Source organism: Lelliottia sp. CFBP8978 (assembly GCF_034046055.2).
In the GTDB taxonomy this organism is placed as follows: Bacteria; Pseudomonadota; Gammaproteobacteria; order Enterobacterales; family Enterobacteriaceae; genus Enterobacter.
This window is the reverse complement of the sequence record NZ_CM188253.1, coordinates 2,844,958-2,860,525: the sequence shown is the minus strand read 5'-3', so window position 1 is coordinate 2,860,525 and position 15,568 is coordinate 2,844,958. Positions and strand designations below refer to the sequence as shown.

Sequence of the window (15,568 nt, the reverse complement as noted above, 5' to 3'; positions counted from 1 at the left end):
CACAGGAAGCGTACGTCATAACGTGCATGAATAATTATCAGAAGTCTCACCATGCTGAAATTCCGAGTTTCTTTACTTAGCCTTGCGCTGATCCTGGCCGTGGCTGTTGCTGCGCCAGCGTTTGCCAAATCATCTGCAGTAACTGCTGCCGCGCAACCGGAAATTGCCTCCGGAAGTGCGATGATTGTCGATCTGAACACCAACAAAGTGATCTATTCCAGTCACCCGGATCTGGTGCGCCCGATTGCCTCAATTACCAAATTAATGACCGCGATGGTGGTGCTGGATGCACGGCTGCCGCTGGATGAGAAACTGAAAGTTGATATCAGCCAGACGCCAGAAATGAAGGGGATCTATTCCCGTGTGCGTCTGAACAGTGAAATCAGCCGTAAAAATATGCTGCTTCTGGCGCTGATGTCGTCGGAAAACCGCGCTGCAGCAAGCCTGGCGCACCATTATCCGGGCGGATATGGCGCATTTATTCGAGCGATGAATGCCAAAGCCAAATCACTGGGCATGAGCAATACGCGTTTTGTGGAACCGACGGGGCTGTCGATTCACAACGTCTCGACGGCGCGCGATCTGACCAAATTGCTGCTTGCCAGCAAACAGTATCCGTTGATTGGCCAGCTCAGCACCACGCGTGAAGAGATGGCCACCTTTGCGAACCCGGCCTACACGCTGCCGTTCCGCAATACCAACCATCTGGTGTATCGCGATAACTGGAATATCCAGCTGACCAAAACGGGTTTCACCAATGCGGCGGGTCACTGTCTGGTGATGCGTACCGTATTTAACGGTAAACCGGTCGCGCTGGTGGTGATGGATGCCTTCGGTAAATATACCCACTTTGCCGATGCCAGCCGTCTGCGAACCTGGATTGAAACCGGGAAAGTGCAGCCCGTTCCGGCCGCAGCATTGACCTATAAAAAGCAGAAAGCGGAACAGATGGCGACGGCGCAGAACGACTGAGCCGTTTGTGCGCGCTAATGCCCTCACCCCGGCCCTCTCCCACAGGGAGAGGGAGAAAAAACTAAAAACGGTAACCCAGGTTACCGTTTTGCTTTTACTCTGTGCGCGCTGATGCCCTCACCCCGACCCTCTCCCACACGGAGAGGGAGAAAACACTAAAAAAGGCAACCTAAGTTGCCTTTTTGCTTTTCTTCTGTGCGGTCTGATGCCCTCACCCCGACCCTCTCCCACAGGGAGAGGGAGAAAACACTAAAAAAGGCAACCTAAGTTGCCTTTTTGCTTTTCTTCTGTGCGGTCTGATGCCTTCACCCCGACCCTCTCCCACACGGAGAGGGAGAAAACACTAAAAACGGTGACCCAGGTTACCGTTTTGCTTTTTATTCCGGCAGCGTCCAGTCACCTTCGTTGAGTGGACGCTGCATAATCAGCGTATCCCGCCAGTTGCCTTTCTTATATCCCACGCTTCTGAGTTGCCCGGCTATCTCAAAACCATGCTTTTTATGCAGTCGAATTGACCCGGCATTGTTATGCCCGTCGCCGACCACGGCAATCATCTGCCGCCAGGGGCCTTTTTCACAGCGTTCGATCAGCGCGTCCATCAGCGCAGTGCCAAAGCCGCGTCCGGTGGCGCTGGCATCAACGTAGATCGACTCTTCAAGCGTATAGCGATAGGCGGGGCGGGCGCGATAGAGTGAGGCGTAGCAGTAACCCACGACCACGCCGCGATAGAGCGCCACCAGCCACGGTAAACCGTCAGCGGCGATGTGGCTCATGCGCTGGCGCATTTCATCAATGGCGGGAGGAATTTCTTCGAACGACGCGCGTCCGTTAAGCACATGCCAGGCATAGATGGCAGCGATGGCGTGGACGTCGTCAGGTTGGGCGTCGCGCACCTCAACTTCGGAGGCAGACAAAATATCAACGGCCGACATGGTGGGCGGTATCCTCAGAATAAAATGCCGGAGAAACGTTTCTCCGGCGATGTGAGGTTACTCTAGTACGATTGTTACAAGCTTAACAATAATTTCAGTGTGGCTTTACTATGTGATCAGCGGCTTGCAGATCCACAGGCTCTGTTTTTGACGCTTCTTGCCAGTATTTGTGCTTTGTTGTTTTACCAATGCCGGGGTTCATGCTGTTTGTCGGGTCATTGTCACGATAAAAACGTTTAAGCGTTTCTGGTGCTTCATACAGATGCCCCACGTTGTGTTCAGCCGGATATTGAGCCCCGCGTTCACGCAGCAGCGCCAGCATCTGATCTTTCAGCGCGTGCGCATCAACCCCTTTTTTGACGATGTAATCCTGATGGAAAACATGGCACATAAAGTGGCCGTAGTAGAGTTTATGCACCAGCTTGCTGTCGATTTCCGGCGGCAGATGTTCAAACCACTCCGTGTCGTTACGACGCAGCGCAATATCCAGCGCGAGAATATCTTCTACCTCTTCGGCATGAACCGCCTGATAGCGAATCGCCGCTCCGGCCGCCGCAAAGCGATGCAGGAAGGCTTTACTGCCTTCTTCAGGAGTGCAGGCAAAGAAATCGCCTTCCGCCGTTTTGAAGTAGTCACTCAGCCAGCTTTGGGCCTCGGCAATCCCGTCGCCCGCCATTTTCAACAGCAGATGATGTTCGTATTTATCGCGCCAGCTTTTCATTCGCGGCGGCAGATGCGCCGGGAAAGCGTTGCCCAGCTTTTGCATAAAGCGATCGGTGAAATGCGGTTTGAACAGCGACACTTTACCCAGCATCGCGTCGGCACGGCCTTTCATCGTAAAGAAGAACGGCATTTTGTCGGTGCCGAGTTTGTCGATCATCAGGAAGGTGTCTTTGCCGTAGCGCTCCGCGATATCGTAAATATCACGATGCATGTATTCGCCCGCCACCGGCAGATTCGCGAATTCGCCCAGAATGTGGCGGCGAATTTCCGTTAACACGTCGGGCTGATTCGTGCCGATATAAAACACCTGCTGTCTTTTCTCGGCAGGGAAGGTGTCCAGACGTACGGCAAACACCGCGAGTTTTCCCGCGCAGCCGGACGATTCGAACAGCCGGTCCGGATCGGCGTTATAGCGAGCGGGCGTATCGGCCTCGATATCGCGCACGCGTTCGACATAATCATGATCGTGGGCGTGACGGCCATCGTGCTGGACGTCGGCGTCGCTCACCCGCTCATCGTCGAGTTTGCTGAGGATCTGCTCCGGCGTGACGCCAAGAGTGATCCCCAGATGGTTAACCAGCTGCAGTTTGCCGTGTTCATCAATGCGCGCATACAGCGACATTTCGGTATAGGCCGGGCCGCGCTGCACCAGCGAGCCGCCGGAGTTATTGCAGATCCCGCCAATGACGGAGGCGCCAATGCAGGAGGAGCCGATCACCGAGTGCGGCTCGCGACCCAGCGGCTTGAGCGCTTTTTCCAGCGAATAGAGGGTCGTGCCCGGATAGGCCAGCACCTGTTCACCTTTGTCCAGCAGATGCAGTTTATCCAGACGCAGGGTGCTGATAATGACAATGTCACGATCGTAATCGTCGCCGTTCGGCGTCGAGCCTTCTGTCAGGCCGGTATTGGCCGCCTGCATCAGAATGATTTTGTCGGCGTCAACGCAGCAACTGAGGACACGCCACAGCTCCAGCAGCGTGCCGGGGAAGACCACGGCAAGCGCTTTGCCCTGGCCAGAACGAAAACCTTTGCGATAGCGGGCGGTTTTTTCCGGATCGGTTAACAGGTGAGCGTGACCGACCAGGCGCGACAGTTCGTTAATAAATGTGTTGTTATTTTGCGTGCGAACAGAAGTCATTTTCCACTCCTTGTGGTGGGGCAAATTTCTCGCTGTAAAGCATAGCGCGATTAACTGTTAAGCGAGCAAGTATTCATTAGAAAAATCAGAGAATAACCCTGCAAGGTTCAGAGGGTTTGTGGCACACTGCGCTTTTCGCACGGTCTGGCCGAGTTTTTCCGGCGGTTGATGATGAGAGAGTACAACAACATGAAATGGCTTTGTTCTGTAGCTGTCGCAGTAGGTCTGGCGCTGCAACCCGCGCTGGCTGAAGATCTGTTTGGCAATCACCCGTTAACGCCTGAAGCCCGCGACGCTTTTGTCACGGACTTGCTCACCAAAATGACGGTCGATGAGAAAATCGGCCAGCTACGCCTGATCAGTGTCGGACCGGATAACCCGAAAGAGGCGATCCGCGAGATGATCAAAGAGAGCCAGGTCGGGGCGATTTTTAACACCGTCACCCGCGAAGATATCCGCAAAATGCAGGATCAGGTGATGCAGCTCAGCCGCCTGAAAATCCCTCTCTTCTTCGCCTATGACGTGGTTCACGGGCAACGTACCGTTTTCCCGATCAGCCTGGGATTAGCGTCAGCTTTCAATCTGGATGCGGTGCGCACCGTCGGGCGGGTATCCGCGTATGAAGCCGCCGATGATGGTCTGAATATGACCTGGGCTCCGATGGTTGACGTCTCCCGCGATCCGCGCTGGGGCCGCGCCTCAGAAGGCTTTGGGGAAGACACCTATTTAACCGCCACGCTGGGCAAAACGATGGTGGAAGCGATGCAGGGCAAAAGCCCGGCGGATCGTTATTCGGTTATGACCAGCGTTAAACACTTCGCTGCCTACGGTGCGGTGGAAGGGGGCAAAGAGTACAACACCGTTGATATGAGCCCGCAGCGCCTGTTCAACGACTATATGCCGCCGTACAAAGCCGGGCTGGATGCGGGCAGCGGCGCGGTGATGGTGGCGCTGAATTCGCTCAATGGCACGCCAGCCACGTCCGATTCATGGCTGCTGAAAGACGTTCTGCGCGACCAGTGGGGCTTTAAGGGCATTACGGTTTCCGATCACGGCGCGATTAAAGAGCTGATTAAACACGGCACCGCCTCCGATCCGGAAGACGCGGTGCGGGTGGCGCTCAAAGCCGGTATCAACATGAGCATGAGCGACGAGTATTACAGTAAGTATCTGCCAGGCCTGGTGAAAAGCGGTAAGGTTACGATGGCTGAGCTGGACGATGCGACCCGTCATGTGCTGAATGTGAAGTACGACATGGGGCTGTTTAACGATCCGTACAGCCATCTGGGGCCGAAGGATTCCGATCCTGTGGATACCAATGCCGAAAGCCGTCTGCATCGTAAAGAAGCCCGCGAAGTGGCGCGCGAAAGCCTGGTGCTGCTGAAAAACCGCCCTGAAACGCTGCCGCTGAAAAAATCCGGCACCGTTGCCGTGATTGGCCCACTGGCCGACAGCACGCGCGATGTGATGGGAAGCTGGTCGGCAGCGGGCGTGGCTGACCAGTCTGTTACCGTCCTGACCGGCATTAAAAACGCGCTGGGTGAGCAGGGTAAAGTGGTGTACGCCAAAGGCGCGAACGTCACGAACGACAAAGATATCGTCACCTTCCTGAATCAGTACGAAGAGGCGGTGAAGGTCGATCCGCGTTCAGCGCAGGAGATGATCGACGAAGCCGTTAACGCGGCCAAACAGTCCGACGTGGTGGTGGCCGTGGTTGGCGAGGCGCAGGGTATGGCGCATGAGGCCTCCAGCCGGACCGATATTACCCTTCCGCAGAGCCAGCGCGATCTGATTGCTGCGCTGAAGGCAACCGGCAAGCCGCTGGTGCTGGTGCTGATGAACGGTCGTCCGCTGGCGCTGGTGAAAGAAGACCAACAGGCCGATGCGCTGCTGGAAACCTGGTTCGCCGGTACTGAGGGCGGCAACGCTATCGCCGACGTGCTGTTTGGCGATTACAACCCGTCGGGCAAACTGCCGATGTCCTTCCCGCGCTCTGTCGGGCAAATCCCGGTCTATTACAGCCACCTGAATACCGGTCGTCCGTATAACGCCGATAAGCCGAACAAATACACTTCGCGCTACTTTGACGAAGCCAATGGCCCGTTGTATCCGTTCGGTTATGGTCTGAGTTACACCACCTTTAAGGTGTCGGAGGTGAAAATGTCCGCGCCAACCCTGAAGCGTGATGGCAAGGTGACCGCCAGTGTCGAAGTGACCAACACCGGTAAACGCGACGGAGCCACGGTTATCCAGATGTATGTTCAGGATGTCACTGCTTCCATGAGCCGTCCGGTGAAACAGCTGCGCGGTTTCGAAAAGGTTGACCTGAAGCCGGGTGAGACCAAAACGGTGAGTTTCCCAATCGACGTCGATGCGCTGAAGTTCTGGAATCAGCAGATGAAATATGATGCTGAAGCCGGCAAGTTTAACGTCTTTATCGGCGTTGATTCTGCCCGCGTCAACAAAGGCGAGTTCGACCTGCTGTAACGGCGATGTGCCCCTTTCTTAAACGGAGAGGGGCACAGATTGCACAATCCCGGTTTCCCCTCTCTGCGCTCAATTCGTGACGGCCAACACAAACTTTCGCCGCTTTGCGCTGTAATGCTCCCGAAATACGCTATTTACCCCCGATTGTCCGCCTGAAATGTGATGATTTTCACACTTCATTTTTGCGTCACGGTCCAAAACGTGAACACTGTCAAAAGCGCCGATAGCGCCATCAGACTCGCGTGATGCCCTTCACTCTTCCCGAAAAAGCCCGGCAAAGACCTCGCGAGCGGCAGACAGAAAGACCCTTTAATACCTGTCACTTAACCTCTGACAGGTATCAACATGAAACTCTCATTAGAAAATGTCGCACTCGACCGTAGCGGAAGGACTCTCGTCACGTCCACGCTCCAGCGCTTAATCGACACGCTGCAGCAGGCCGGTGGTGGAACGCTGGTGGTCACGCCCGGTATCTACCTGACGGGAACGCTGATTCTGCCGTCTAATTTCACACTGCACCTGGAGGCGGGCGCCCGTCTGCTCGCCAGCCAGCACGAAGCCGATTATCAGGCCGCTGAAACACTCACGATGGCCGAGCTTTCCCGGATGGCGCTCATTTATGCGCGGAACGCGCGCAATGTCAGTCTGAGCGGCGAGGGCTGTATCGACGGGAATGCAACCGCCTGGTTTAGCGCGGAGGCGGATACGCAAGGCTACCGCCAGCCGAAAACCCAGCGTCCGCGTCTGCTGGTGCTGGAAGGGTGTGAGCAGGTGCGCCTCACCGATATCACGCTGCATGATTCGCCGATGTGGACCGCGCATCTGGTGAGCTGCAACCACGTGTTCATCCGTAATATCACCATTGATAACGATCTGGCGCTGTCGAATACTGACGCGCTGGATATCGACAGTTGCCAGCATGTGCACATCAGCGACAGCTACTTTAGCGCTGCCGATGACGGTATCTGCCTCAAGACCACCGCGAAGCCCGCAGAGCTGCAGCAGCCGGTGTATAACGTGACGGTGAACAACTGCATTATCCGCTCCAAAAGCTGCGCAATTAAGGTCGGCACTGAGACCTTCGCCGACATTACCCATCTGGCCGTCAACAACTGCGTGATTTTTGAATCCAACCGCGGCATTGGTCTGGTGTCGCGCGACGGCGGACGCTTCAGCAAGATGAGCTTCAGCAACATCCTGTTTGACTGCGGCCACGGCAATCCCTGTCACTGGGGAAAAGCCGATCCGGTCTTTGTCTCCGTACGCCATCGCGCGCCTGACGTGACTCCCGGTGACATCAGCCTGGTGGTCTTCTCTGGCCTCAACGGAGTCGGCGAGGGGGCCATCAATTTGCATAGCGAAATACCCGGCGCGATTCGTGATGTCACCTTTAACGGGCTCACTTTCAGCCAGCGTGTCAGCGAATCGGACGAGCAGGGGTGCTACGACGTGCGTCCGCCGTGCAATCCGGATCGTCCCACCGGAATGGGACGGGATAACGCCTGGCGGGTGAATCCGCAAACCGGTCGGGCCCACGGAGTGGAGCGTTATCCGCAGGGGCTTCCTGCCATTTATGCCCGCGGTGTGCAGGGCTTGCAGCTTAACGCCATCAATATTACGCGACCTGAACCGCTGCCTGCGGGCTGGGATGCAGAGCATATCCGTATTCAGGACGGCGATATCAGGGAGGCAAAATGATCATCAACGTGCGGGAAATAAAGCTGCGTAACTACGTCTGTTACGGGCTGGCAGATGTGATTGGTTCAGGAGCGTTTACGCTGGTCAGCGCGTGGCTGCTGTTTTTCTTAACCACCTTCTGCGGGCTGACCCCGATTCAGGCGGGATCGCTGTTTGCCGTGGCCAGAATTGTCGATGTGATTATGTGCCCGGTGATCGGGTATGTTTCCGATAACTTCCATAAAACACGCCTTGGCCGCCGGTTTGGCCGCCGCCGTTTCTTCCTGTTAGCCAGTATTCCCCTGGTCTCGGTGTATAGCCTGCTGTGGGTTCAGGGCTTTAACTACTGGATGTATCTGCTGTTCTATATTCTGTTTGAAATCGTCTACACGATGATCATCATTCCTTACGACACCCTGTCGGCGGAGATGACTTCTGATTTCAAAAAGCGCTCAAAACTCACCAGCGCTCGCATGTATATTGCCCAACTGGCGGGCTTTGCGGCGGCTTTTCTGCCCGGGCGACTGGTGGCGTATTTCGGTCCTGACTCTTCTGAATCCTTTTTCTATACCGGGGCGATATTTACCGTCTCGTTTATGATTGTGCTGTTCTTTGTTTACTTCGGCACATGGGAGCGTTCGCTGGAAGAGATCCAGCAAAATGAGCAACACGACGAGGAGGAGGAAAAAGAGCCTTTCACCACCCGTGCTTACCATATCTATTACGATTTTGTCTCGACGTTAAAAATCAAAACCTTCCGCTCACATCTGGGGATGTACCTCGGCGGTTCGGTGGCGCAGGATATTTTCAATTCGGTGTTTACCTACTTTGTGGTTTTTGCGCTGATGACGTCGTCGGTGATGGCCTCTAATCTGCTGGGGGTGGTCAACGGACTGCAATTCTTTGGCGTCGGTATCGCGACATGGCTGACGCTGCGCTTTTCACCGTCGCGCGCGTTTGCCACGCAGGCGAGTATGGCGCTGGTGGCATTTGCGCTGTTTGTCGCGGCCTATTTCAGCAAATCCAGTGGCATGACGATGCTGTATATCGGCGCGGCCATCGCCGGGCTGGCGCGCGGGGGGATCTACGCGATTCCGTGGAATAATTACACTTTCGTCGCGGACGTGGATGAAATCCTCACCGGTTGTCGCCGCGAAGGGATCTTTGCCGGGTTTATGAGCCTGCTGCGTAAAGCTTCTCAGGCGCTGTCCATTTTCCTTGTCGGTGTGGCGTTGCAGATGTCGGGCTTTGTCTCCGGACAAAGCGCACAGCCGCAATCGGCTATCAACATGATCCTGATGATCATGATTGTGCTGCCGGTGATACTCACCGTCTGGGGGATCTGGTCGGCCTTCCAGTTCAACGTCAATGGCAGAACGCACGCCATTCTGAACGAAGAGGTGGCCCGCCTGAAGCAGGGCGGCAGCAAGGCGACCGTCAGCGCAGAAAACAGAGCGGTGATCGAGAGTCTGACCGGCATGCCTTATGACCACTGCTGGGGTGACAATCGCGTTGGCTATCTGAATCGTAAACGCATGAATATGCGCTCACTGCGAGACAAAATGGCATGACGGAGCAGAGCATTATTATCCAGCAGGGCCTGTGGGCCCGGCTGGGATTACCCCGGGAACTGTGCTGGGGTTTTATCGGCGTATTTCTGTTTATTACCGGAGCCACCATTGAGCAAAGCTGGCTGGCCTCAATGCTTCAGCATCGCGGTTTTGATGCCGTACACATCAGCCTGCTGTCGTCGGTTTTTGGTTTGTGTGTCGCGGCGGTGTCGTGGTTTTCCGGTATTGGCGCGGGCGTGCTGGGGTTAAGGCGGCTGATGTGGGCCGCAACGATTATCTATTTTGCAGGCTCGGTTCCATTTATTGGCTACGCGCTGCCGCAGGGCAACTATCCGCTGATGGTGGCGAGCTATGCGCTCCGCGGCGTGGCGTATCCGCTGTTTGCCTATTCATTCCTGGTATGGGTTAACCAGCGCTGCGAACAGGCGATCTTAGGGCGCGCGGTGTCATGGTTCTGGATTGCCTTCGGGGCAGGCATGACCATTGTCGGCCCGTGGTACTCCAGCCTGATGTTGCCTTTAATGGGCGAAATATCGACATTGCTGAGCGGCTTTATCTTTGTTGCGCTGGGGGCCATCTGCGCGCTACTGCTGAATCGCGATCGGCCAGACGGGCAAAGTCATGCTCATCTCGGGGCGGCATTCGCCGAAGGGATTCTGGTGCTGGTGCGTGAGCCGAAAATGCGTCTGGCGGTGATCGTCAAGACCATCAACGATATTGGTAAATTCTCGCTGGTGATCCTGATGCCGGTGTACCTGCCGCGCTTTGGGTTTAGCATCGCCGAGTGGCTCACCATCTGGGGGCTGGTGAATGTGGTCAATATTTTCGCCAACTACCTCTTTGGCTGGTTGGGCGACACCATTGGCTGGCGAAATACGGTGGTCTGGTTTGCAGGATCGCTGTGCGGTGTAGCGATGCTGGCGGTGTGCTATGCGCCGGTTTTATTTGGCGACAGCGAGACGGCGCTTTTTCTGGCGCTGGCGCTGTACGCCATCGGGCTGGGAGCATTTGGCCCCCTGAGTGCGCTGATTCCGTCATTATTACCGGAGAACAAAGGGGCAGCGATCTCCTGCCTGAATCTTGGTTCGGGGTTAAGCAATTTTGTCGGGCCGTTAATTGTGACGCTGTGCGTTTCACCGTTGGGTGTGGAAGGGACGCTGTGGGTGATGGCACTCCTCTATTTTGCAGCCAGCCTGCTGACTCTTCCTCTGAAATTACCCACAGAGCGTTGAATGCAGGATGAAATGGCGGAATTCGTCTACGCTTTTCTCTCAAGCCTCTGATAAAGGCGGCAAATAATGAGGAAAGCGGAATGACAATCACAAAGGGGATATGGGGTTCAGCGGCGTTACTTGCGGCGCTGAGCCTGCCTTTACAGGCAGCGGAACCGGTCAAAGTGGGATCGAAGATTGATACGGAAGGCGCATTGCTCGGGAATATTATTTTACAGGTACTGGAAAGTCACGGCGTCAAAACCGTTAATAAAGTGCAGCTGGGGACAACGCCTGTTGTCCGCGGTGCGATCACCTCCGGCGAGCTGGATATCTACCCGGAATATACCGGTAACGGGGCATTCTTCTTCAAAGATGAAAATGATGCAGCGTGGAAAAACGCCAGCGCTGGCTACGAGAAAGTCAAAAAACTCGATGCCGAACAAAACAAACTGATCTGGCTGACGCCTGCGCCGGCTAACAACACCTGGACCATTGCCGTGCGTAAGGATCTGGCGGAGAAAGGCAAACTGACCTCTCTCGACGATCTGAGTCGCTACCTGAAAGAGAAAGGTGACTTTAAGCTTGCGGCCTCGGCGGAATTTATTGAGCGTCCGGATGCGCTGCCTGCTTTCGAAAAAGCCTATGATTTCAAACTTGAACAAAGCCAGCTGCTGTCGCTGGCTGGCGGCGACACCGCCGTGACGATCAAGGCCGCGGCGCAGAAAACCTCTGGCGTGAATGCGGCGATGGCCTACGGCACCGACGGCCCGGTGGCTGCGCTCGGTCTGCAAACGCTTACCGATCCGAAAGGCGTGCAGCCTATCTATGCGCCAGCCCCCGTGGTGCGTGAGGCGGTTCTGAAAGCGTATCCGCAAATGGGCGACTGGCTGAAACCCGTCTTTGAAAGTCTGGATGAAAAAACGCTGCAACAGCTCAATGCGAGCATCGCGGTGGAGGGGCTGGATGCCAAAAAAGTGGCAGCAGACTACCTGAAGCAAAAAGGACTGGTGAAGTAACAGGATAAAGCGGTGCCAATAAAATGTCATAACCGCGTACTGCTGCTGCTCGTGATTCTCGCGCTGGCAGCGTGCGCGTTACCGTTCGTCAATTTTGCCCCTAATCGTCTGATGTCGGGAGAAGGGCGGGCCGTGTGGCAGGTGTGGACATTTTCACCCGTGCTGCTGGCGATCGCCCTCGTGCTGCTTTTGGCGCTGGCACTGCGGCAAGGACGGCTGCCGCTGCTGCTGACTCTGATCCTCAGCGAGCTGCTGTTTGCGGTTCTCTTCTGGAGTGCCGGGCTGGCTGCGACCCATCTGGCAGCGGTTGAGAGCCCGCTGGCGCGCACCTCCACGGGCAGCGGACTGTGGCTGTGGCTGGCGCTTTGCCTGCTTGCCTGCAGCGATGCCATCCGCCGTCTGACGGATCGCCCTTTGTGGCGTTGGCTCCTGAATGCGCAAATCTGGATCCTGCCCTTGCTGTTGCTGTTTAGCGGCGAGCTGAACGATCTCTCCCTGCTCAAAGAGTATGCCAACCGCCAGGATGTTTTTGATGATGCACTGGCGCAACACCTGACCATTCTTTTCGGTACGCTGATCCCGGCCCTGCTTATCGGTGTGCCGGTGGGGCTGTGGTGTTATCGCCATCCCGCGCGTCAGGGCTCTGTGTTTGCCGTGCTGAATGTCATTCAGACGATCCCTTCGGTGGCGCTATTTGGTTTACTGATTGCCCCGCTGGCCGGACTGGTGAAACAGTTTCCCGTGCTCTCTACGCTTGGCATCGCCGGGACAGGGCTGACGCCGGCTTTGATCGCGCTGGTCCTTTATGCGCTGCTCCCGCTGTCGCGCGGTGTTCTGGCCGGACTCAGTCAGGTCTCACCGGACGTGCTGGAGAGTGCAAATGCGATGGGGATGAGCCCGCCACAACGATTCTGGAAAGTCCAGTTGCCAATAGCATTGCCGCTTTTGTTGCGCAGTTTGCGCGTGGTTGCGGTGCAAACAGTGGGGATGGCGGTGATTGCGGCACTGATTGGTGCAGGGGGTTTTGGGGCGCTGGTGTTTCAGGGGCTGCTCAGCAGCGCGCTCGATTTGGTTTTACTTGGCGTCATTCCGACGATAGCTCTGGCGGTGGTGATTGACGCGATCTTTGCTTTGTGGCTCGCCCTGCTCAAGGGGAAAAACGATGATTGAATTTCACGATGTGAACAAAAGTTTTGCCGGGCAGCCGGCAGTCAGCAACCTGAATCTGCATTTTGAGGAAGGGGCGTTTTCAGTGCTGATTGGCACATCCGGTTCCGGAAAATCCACCACTCTGAAGATGATTAACCGGCTGGTGGAGCATGACAGTGGCCTGATTCGCTTTGCCGGAGAGGAGATCCGCAGTCTGCCCATCCTCGAGCTGCGCCGCCGCATGGGGTATGCCATTCAGTCCATTGGGCTGTTTCCGCACTGGACGGTGGCGCAGAACATTGCCACCGTACCTCAACTGCAAAAATGGTCGCGGCAGAAAGTGGCCGATCGGGTGGATGAACTGATGGCGCTGCTGGGGCTTGAGCCGGTACTGCGTGAACGCTATCCACACCAGCTTTCCGGCGGACAGCAGCAGCGTGTCGGTGTCGCGCGTGCGCTGGCGGCCAATCCACAGGTTCTGTTGATGGATGAGCCTTTCGGCGCACTGGACCCGGTCACCCGCAGCGCATTGCAAACAGAGATGACCCGCATTCACCGGATTCTGGGGCGTACCATAATCCTGGTGACCCACGATATTGATGAAGCGCTTCGCCTTGCGGATCGCCTGGTGCTGATGGATAACGGGGAAGTGGTCCAGCAGGGCACGCCGCTGGAGCTGTTAACGCAGCCGGCGACGGATTTTGTACGTGAATTCTTTGGGCGCAGCGAGCTGGGTGTCCGGCTGCTCTCATTACGCACGGTAGGCGACTATCTGCGCCAGCAGCCTGCGGGGATGCCTGGCGAACCGCTGCGGACGCAGATGAGCCTGCGGGATGCGTTATCCGCCTTTGTCGCGCGGCAATGCGAAATTTTACCCGTGGTCGATGAACATGGCACACCGTGTGGCACGCTGCATTTTCGCGATCTGCTGACGGGGGAGGCGGCCGATGAAATGGGCGCGTGATCCGCTGCTGTGGCTGGTATTACTGTTCGTCGGCTTACTGTGGCTGATGCCGCACAGCGGCGGGCTATTCAGCGCCTTATTTCCCGGCTTGCCCAGACCCGTTTATTTGCAGGAGAGCTTTATCAGCCTGACGCTGGCGCATTTCTGGCTTGTTGGTATATCGAGTGCGATCGCTATTGTGCTGGGCGTCGGGGCTGGTATTGCGGTGACCCGCCCGGCGGGCAAAGAGTTTCGCCCGCTGGTAGAGACCATCGCCGCCATTGGTCAGACCTTCCCGCCTGTGGCGGTACTGGCGATTGCGGTACCCGTCATTGGGTTTGGTCAGGAACCGGCGATCATTGCGCTGATTCTCTACGGCGTATTGCCTATCCTTCAGGCCACTCTGGCAGGGCTGGCGGCTGTTCCGGCGGCGGTCATTAGCGTGGCGGAAGGGATGGGAATGAGCGCCTTTCAGCGACTGCGCAATGTTGAGCTCCCGCTGGCTGCGCCGGTGATTCTGGCCGGGGTGAGAACGTCGGTGATTATTAATATCGGGACAGCGACCATCGCTTCGACGGTCGGGGCTAACACGCTGGGCACGCCGATAATTATCGGCCTGAGCGGATTTAACACTGCCTATATTTTACAGGGGGCGATACTGGTTGCGCTGGCGGCGATTGTGGTTGATCGCGGTTTTGAACGGCTGGCGCAGTATCTCAGCCGACACCGCCGCGGACAATAAATGAGTAGCCGGCCAGCATAACGCCGCCGATGCCGCTGATGGCCATAAAGGCGAAGAGAGTAATAACGGCGACTTTGGTTGCCTTCATAATGTGCTCCTTTTGTTAACCGCCCAATTATACGGTGAAGCACGCCTGTTAATGAATCATTAAATGCCGTTTTAGCGATTTAGAGACCGAGAATGATGACGGGGTAGCCATGCTCCCGCCATTCCGACAGCAGCAGCTGTTGGGCGGCGGAGGGAATATCTCCGCACCACACCAGCAGGGTTTGCCCCTCGAACAGCTCAGGGCGAAGTTGGGCTAAAGAATGGGCCAGCACGTCCACCCGCCAGCCTTGTTGAGTGGCAATCCAGGCTTCGAGCCACAGGCGCGTCGTGTCATGAACGTTCCACCCGACCACCAGCGCATCCCTGCCAGCCTTTTTGCGTGCGGATGAGAGGCAAACGGAAATGTAGTTGATCAGCACGCCATCCAGCATGCTTAACAACGCCTGCAATGTTGGCTGTTGAGACTGAAGGCGGCGGCGCAGGGGAATAAAAAGTTCGGTGATCAGCGTCTGGGCGGGATAATCCCGACCCTGTTCTTTGATCCAGCCGCGCAGGCGTTGCAGATTGCCGGCCTGCAAAAAGCGCAGCAAGGTTTCCTGATGTTCTCGCCATTCGCCCTGATGGCAGGGGTCGTGTTCAGTTAACAGCGATTTGACCTTACTGACCTGGACACCGTTGTCGATCCAGCTTTTGATTTCGCGAATGCGGTCGATATCGGCATCGTTGAACAGACGATGTCCCCCGTCGGTCCGCTGCGGTTTAAGCAGTTCGTACCGGCGCTGCCATGCCCGTAATGTCACAGGATTGATATCACAAAGGAGTGCCACTTCACCTATCGTGTACAGCGCCATCTTAGCCCCCTGGCTTGCGCGACCCCAGAATAACTGTAGTCGTTGATCTACGAACCAGGAAGAACCGACCGTTTTTTGCACAAATAATGCGAAGGATGTATGACC

Annotated in this window: 13 protein-coding genes; 9 read left to right on the top strand and 4 right to left on the bottom strand. The window is 56.2% G+C overall.

Translation table 11 applies throughout. From position 1 onward, the window contains the following. Positions 1-51: 51 nt before the first annotated feature. Entirely contained in the window at positions 52-972 is a 921-nt protein-coding gene (pbpG, locus tag SOM82_RS13490) for a D-alanyl-D-alanine endopeptidase (protein WP_320459787.1), read from the top strand. Positions 973-1,349: 377 nt separating this feature from the next. Here pbpG and SOM82_RS13485 read toward each other — a convergent pair whose 3' ends face one another. Together SOM82_RS13485 and dld are read right to left on the bottom strand one after the other, a co-directional pair. Continuing rightward, positions 1,350-1,904, bottom strand: a complete 555-nt coding sequence (locus SOM82_RS13485; RefSeq protein ID WP_320459788.1) for a GNAT family N-acetyltransferase — start codon at positions 1,902-1,904, stop codon at positions 1,350-1,352. Positions 1,905-1,998: 94 nt separating this feature from the next. Beyond that, entirely contained in the window at positions 1,999-3,765 is a 1,767-nt protein-coding gene (dld, locus tag SOM82_RS13480) for a D-lactate dehydrogenase (protein WP_320459789.1), read from the bottom strand. A 189-nt stretch (positions 3,766-3,954) separates the two neighbouring features. Between dld and bglX the strand changes: the two genes are divergently transcribed. The 8 genes from bglX to SOM82_RS13440 all read left to right on the top strand — a co-directional run bounded on the left by bglX (position 3,955) and on the right by SOM82_RS13440 (position 14,564). Next, entirely contained in the window at positions 3,955-6,252 is a 2,298-nt protein-coding gene (bglX, locus tag SOM82_RS13475; RefSeq protein WP_320459790.1) for a beta-glucosidase BglX, read from the top strand. A 345-nt stretch (positions 6,253-6,597) separates the two neighbouring features. After that, a complete protein-coding gene (locus tag SOM82_RS13470) occupies positions 6,598-7,950 on the top strand; it encodes a glycoside hydrolase family 28 protein (protein WP_320459791.1) in 1,353 nt (450 codons plus the stop codon). After that, complete coding sequence (locus tag SOM82_RS13465; RefSeq protein ID WP_320459792.1) at positions 7,947-9,500, top strand: MFS transporter; 1,554 nt, start codon at positions 7,947-7,949, stop codon at positions 9,498-9,500. Before SOM82_RS13470 ends, SOM82_RS13465 begins: the two co-directional genes overlap by 4 nt. After that, positions 9,497-10,732, top strand: coding sequence for an MFS transporter (locus tag SOM82_RS13460; RefSeq protein ID WP_320459793.1), 1,236 nt, complete (start codon positions 9,497-9,499; stop codon positions 10,730-10,732). Before SOM82_RS13465 ends, SOM82_RS13460 begins: the two co-directional genes overlap by 4 nt. 80 nt (positions 10,733-10,812) lie before the next feature. Then, positions 10,813-11,730 (top strand): glycine betaine ABC transporter substrate-binding protein OsmF, encoded by a 918-nt coding sequence (gene osmF, locus SOM82_RS13455; protein WP_320459794.1) that lies wholly within the window; start codon positions 10,813-10,815, stop codon positions 11,728-11,730. Between the two features lie 12 nt (positions 11,731-11,742). Further along, positions 11,743-12,900: an ABC transporter permease gene (locus SOM82_RS13450; protein WP_320459795.1), complete on the top strand. Its 1,158-nt coding sequence runs from the start codon at positions 11,743-11,745 to the stop codon at positions 12,898-12,900. After that, the gene (locus tag SOM82_RS13445; protein ID WP_320459796.1) at positions 12,893-13,843 is read left to right on the top strand and encodes an ABC transporter ATP-binding protein; all 951 of its coding nucleotides are present in this window, start codon (positions 12,893-12,895) and stop codon (positions 13,841-13,843) included. The genes SOM82_RS13450 and SOM82_RS13445 overlap by 8 nt, the downstream gene beginning before the upstream one ends. Continuing rightward, the gene (locus SOM82_RS13440; RefSeq protein WP_320459797.1) at positions 13,827-14,564 is read left to right on the top strand and encodes an ABC transporter permease; all 738 of its coding nucleotides are present in this window, start codon (positions 13,827-13,829) and stop codon (positions 14,562-14,564) included. The genes SOM82_RS13445 and SOM82_RS13440 overlap by 17 nt, the downstream gene beginning before the upstream one ends. Here SOM82_RS13440 and SOM82_RS13435 read toward each other — a convergent pair. Both SOM82_RS13435 and mlrA read right to left on the bottom strand, forming a co-directional pair. Then, positions 14,539-14,652 (bottom strand): protein YohO, encoded by a 114-nt coding sequence (locus SOM82_RS13435; protein ID WP_154127352.1) that lies wholly within the window; start codon positions 14,650-14,652, stop codon positions 14,539-14,541. The two genes, SOM82_RS13440 and SOM82_RS13435, sit on opposite strands and share 26 nt — an antisense overlap. A gap of 79 nt (positions 14,653-14,731) precedes the next feature. After that, the gene (gene mlrA, locus SOM82_RS13430) at positions 14,732-15,463 is read right to left on the bottom strand and encodes an HTH-type transcriptional regulator MlrA (RefSeq protein WP_154127351.1); all 732 of its coding nucleotides are present in this window, start codon (positions 15,461-15,463) and stop codon (positions 14,732-14,734) included. Positions 15,464-15,568 lie beyond the last annotated feature (105 nt).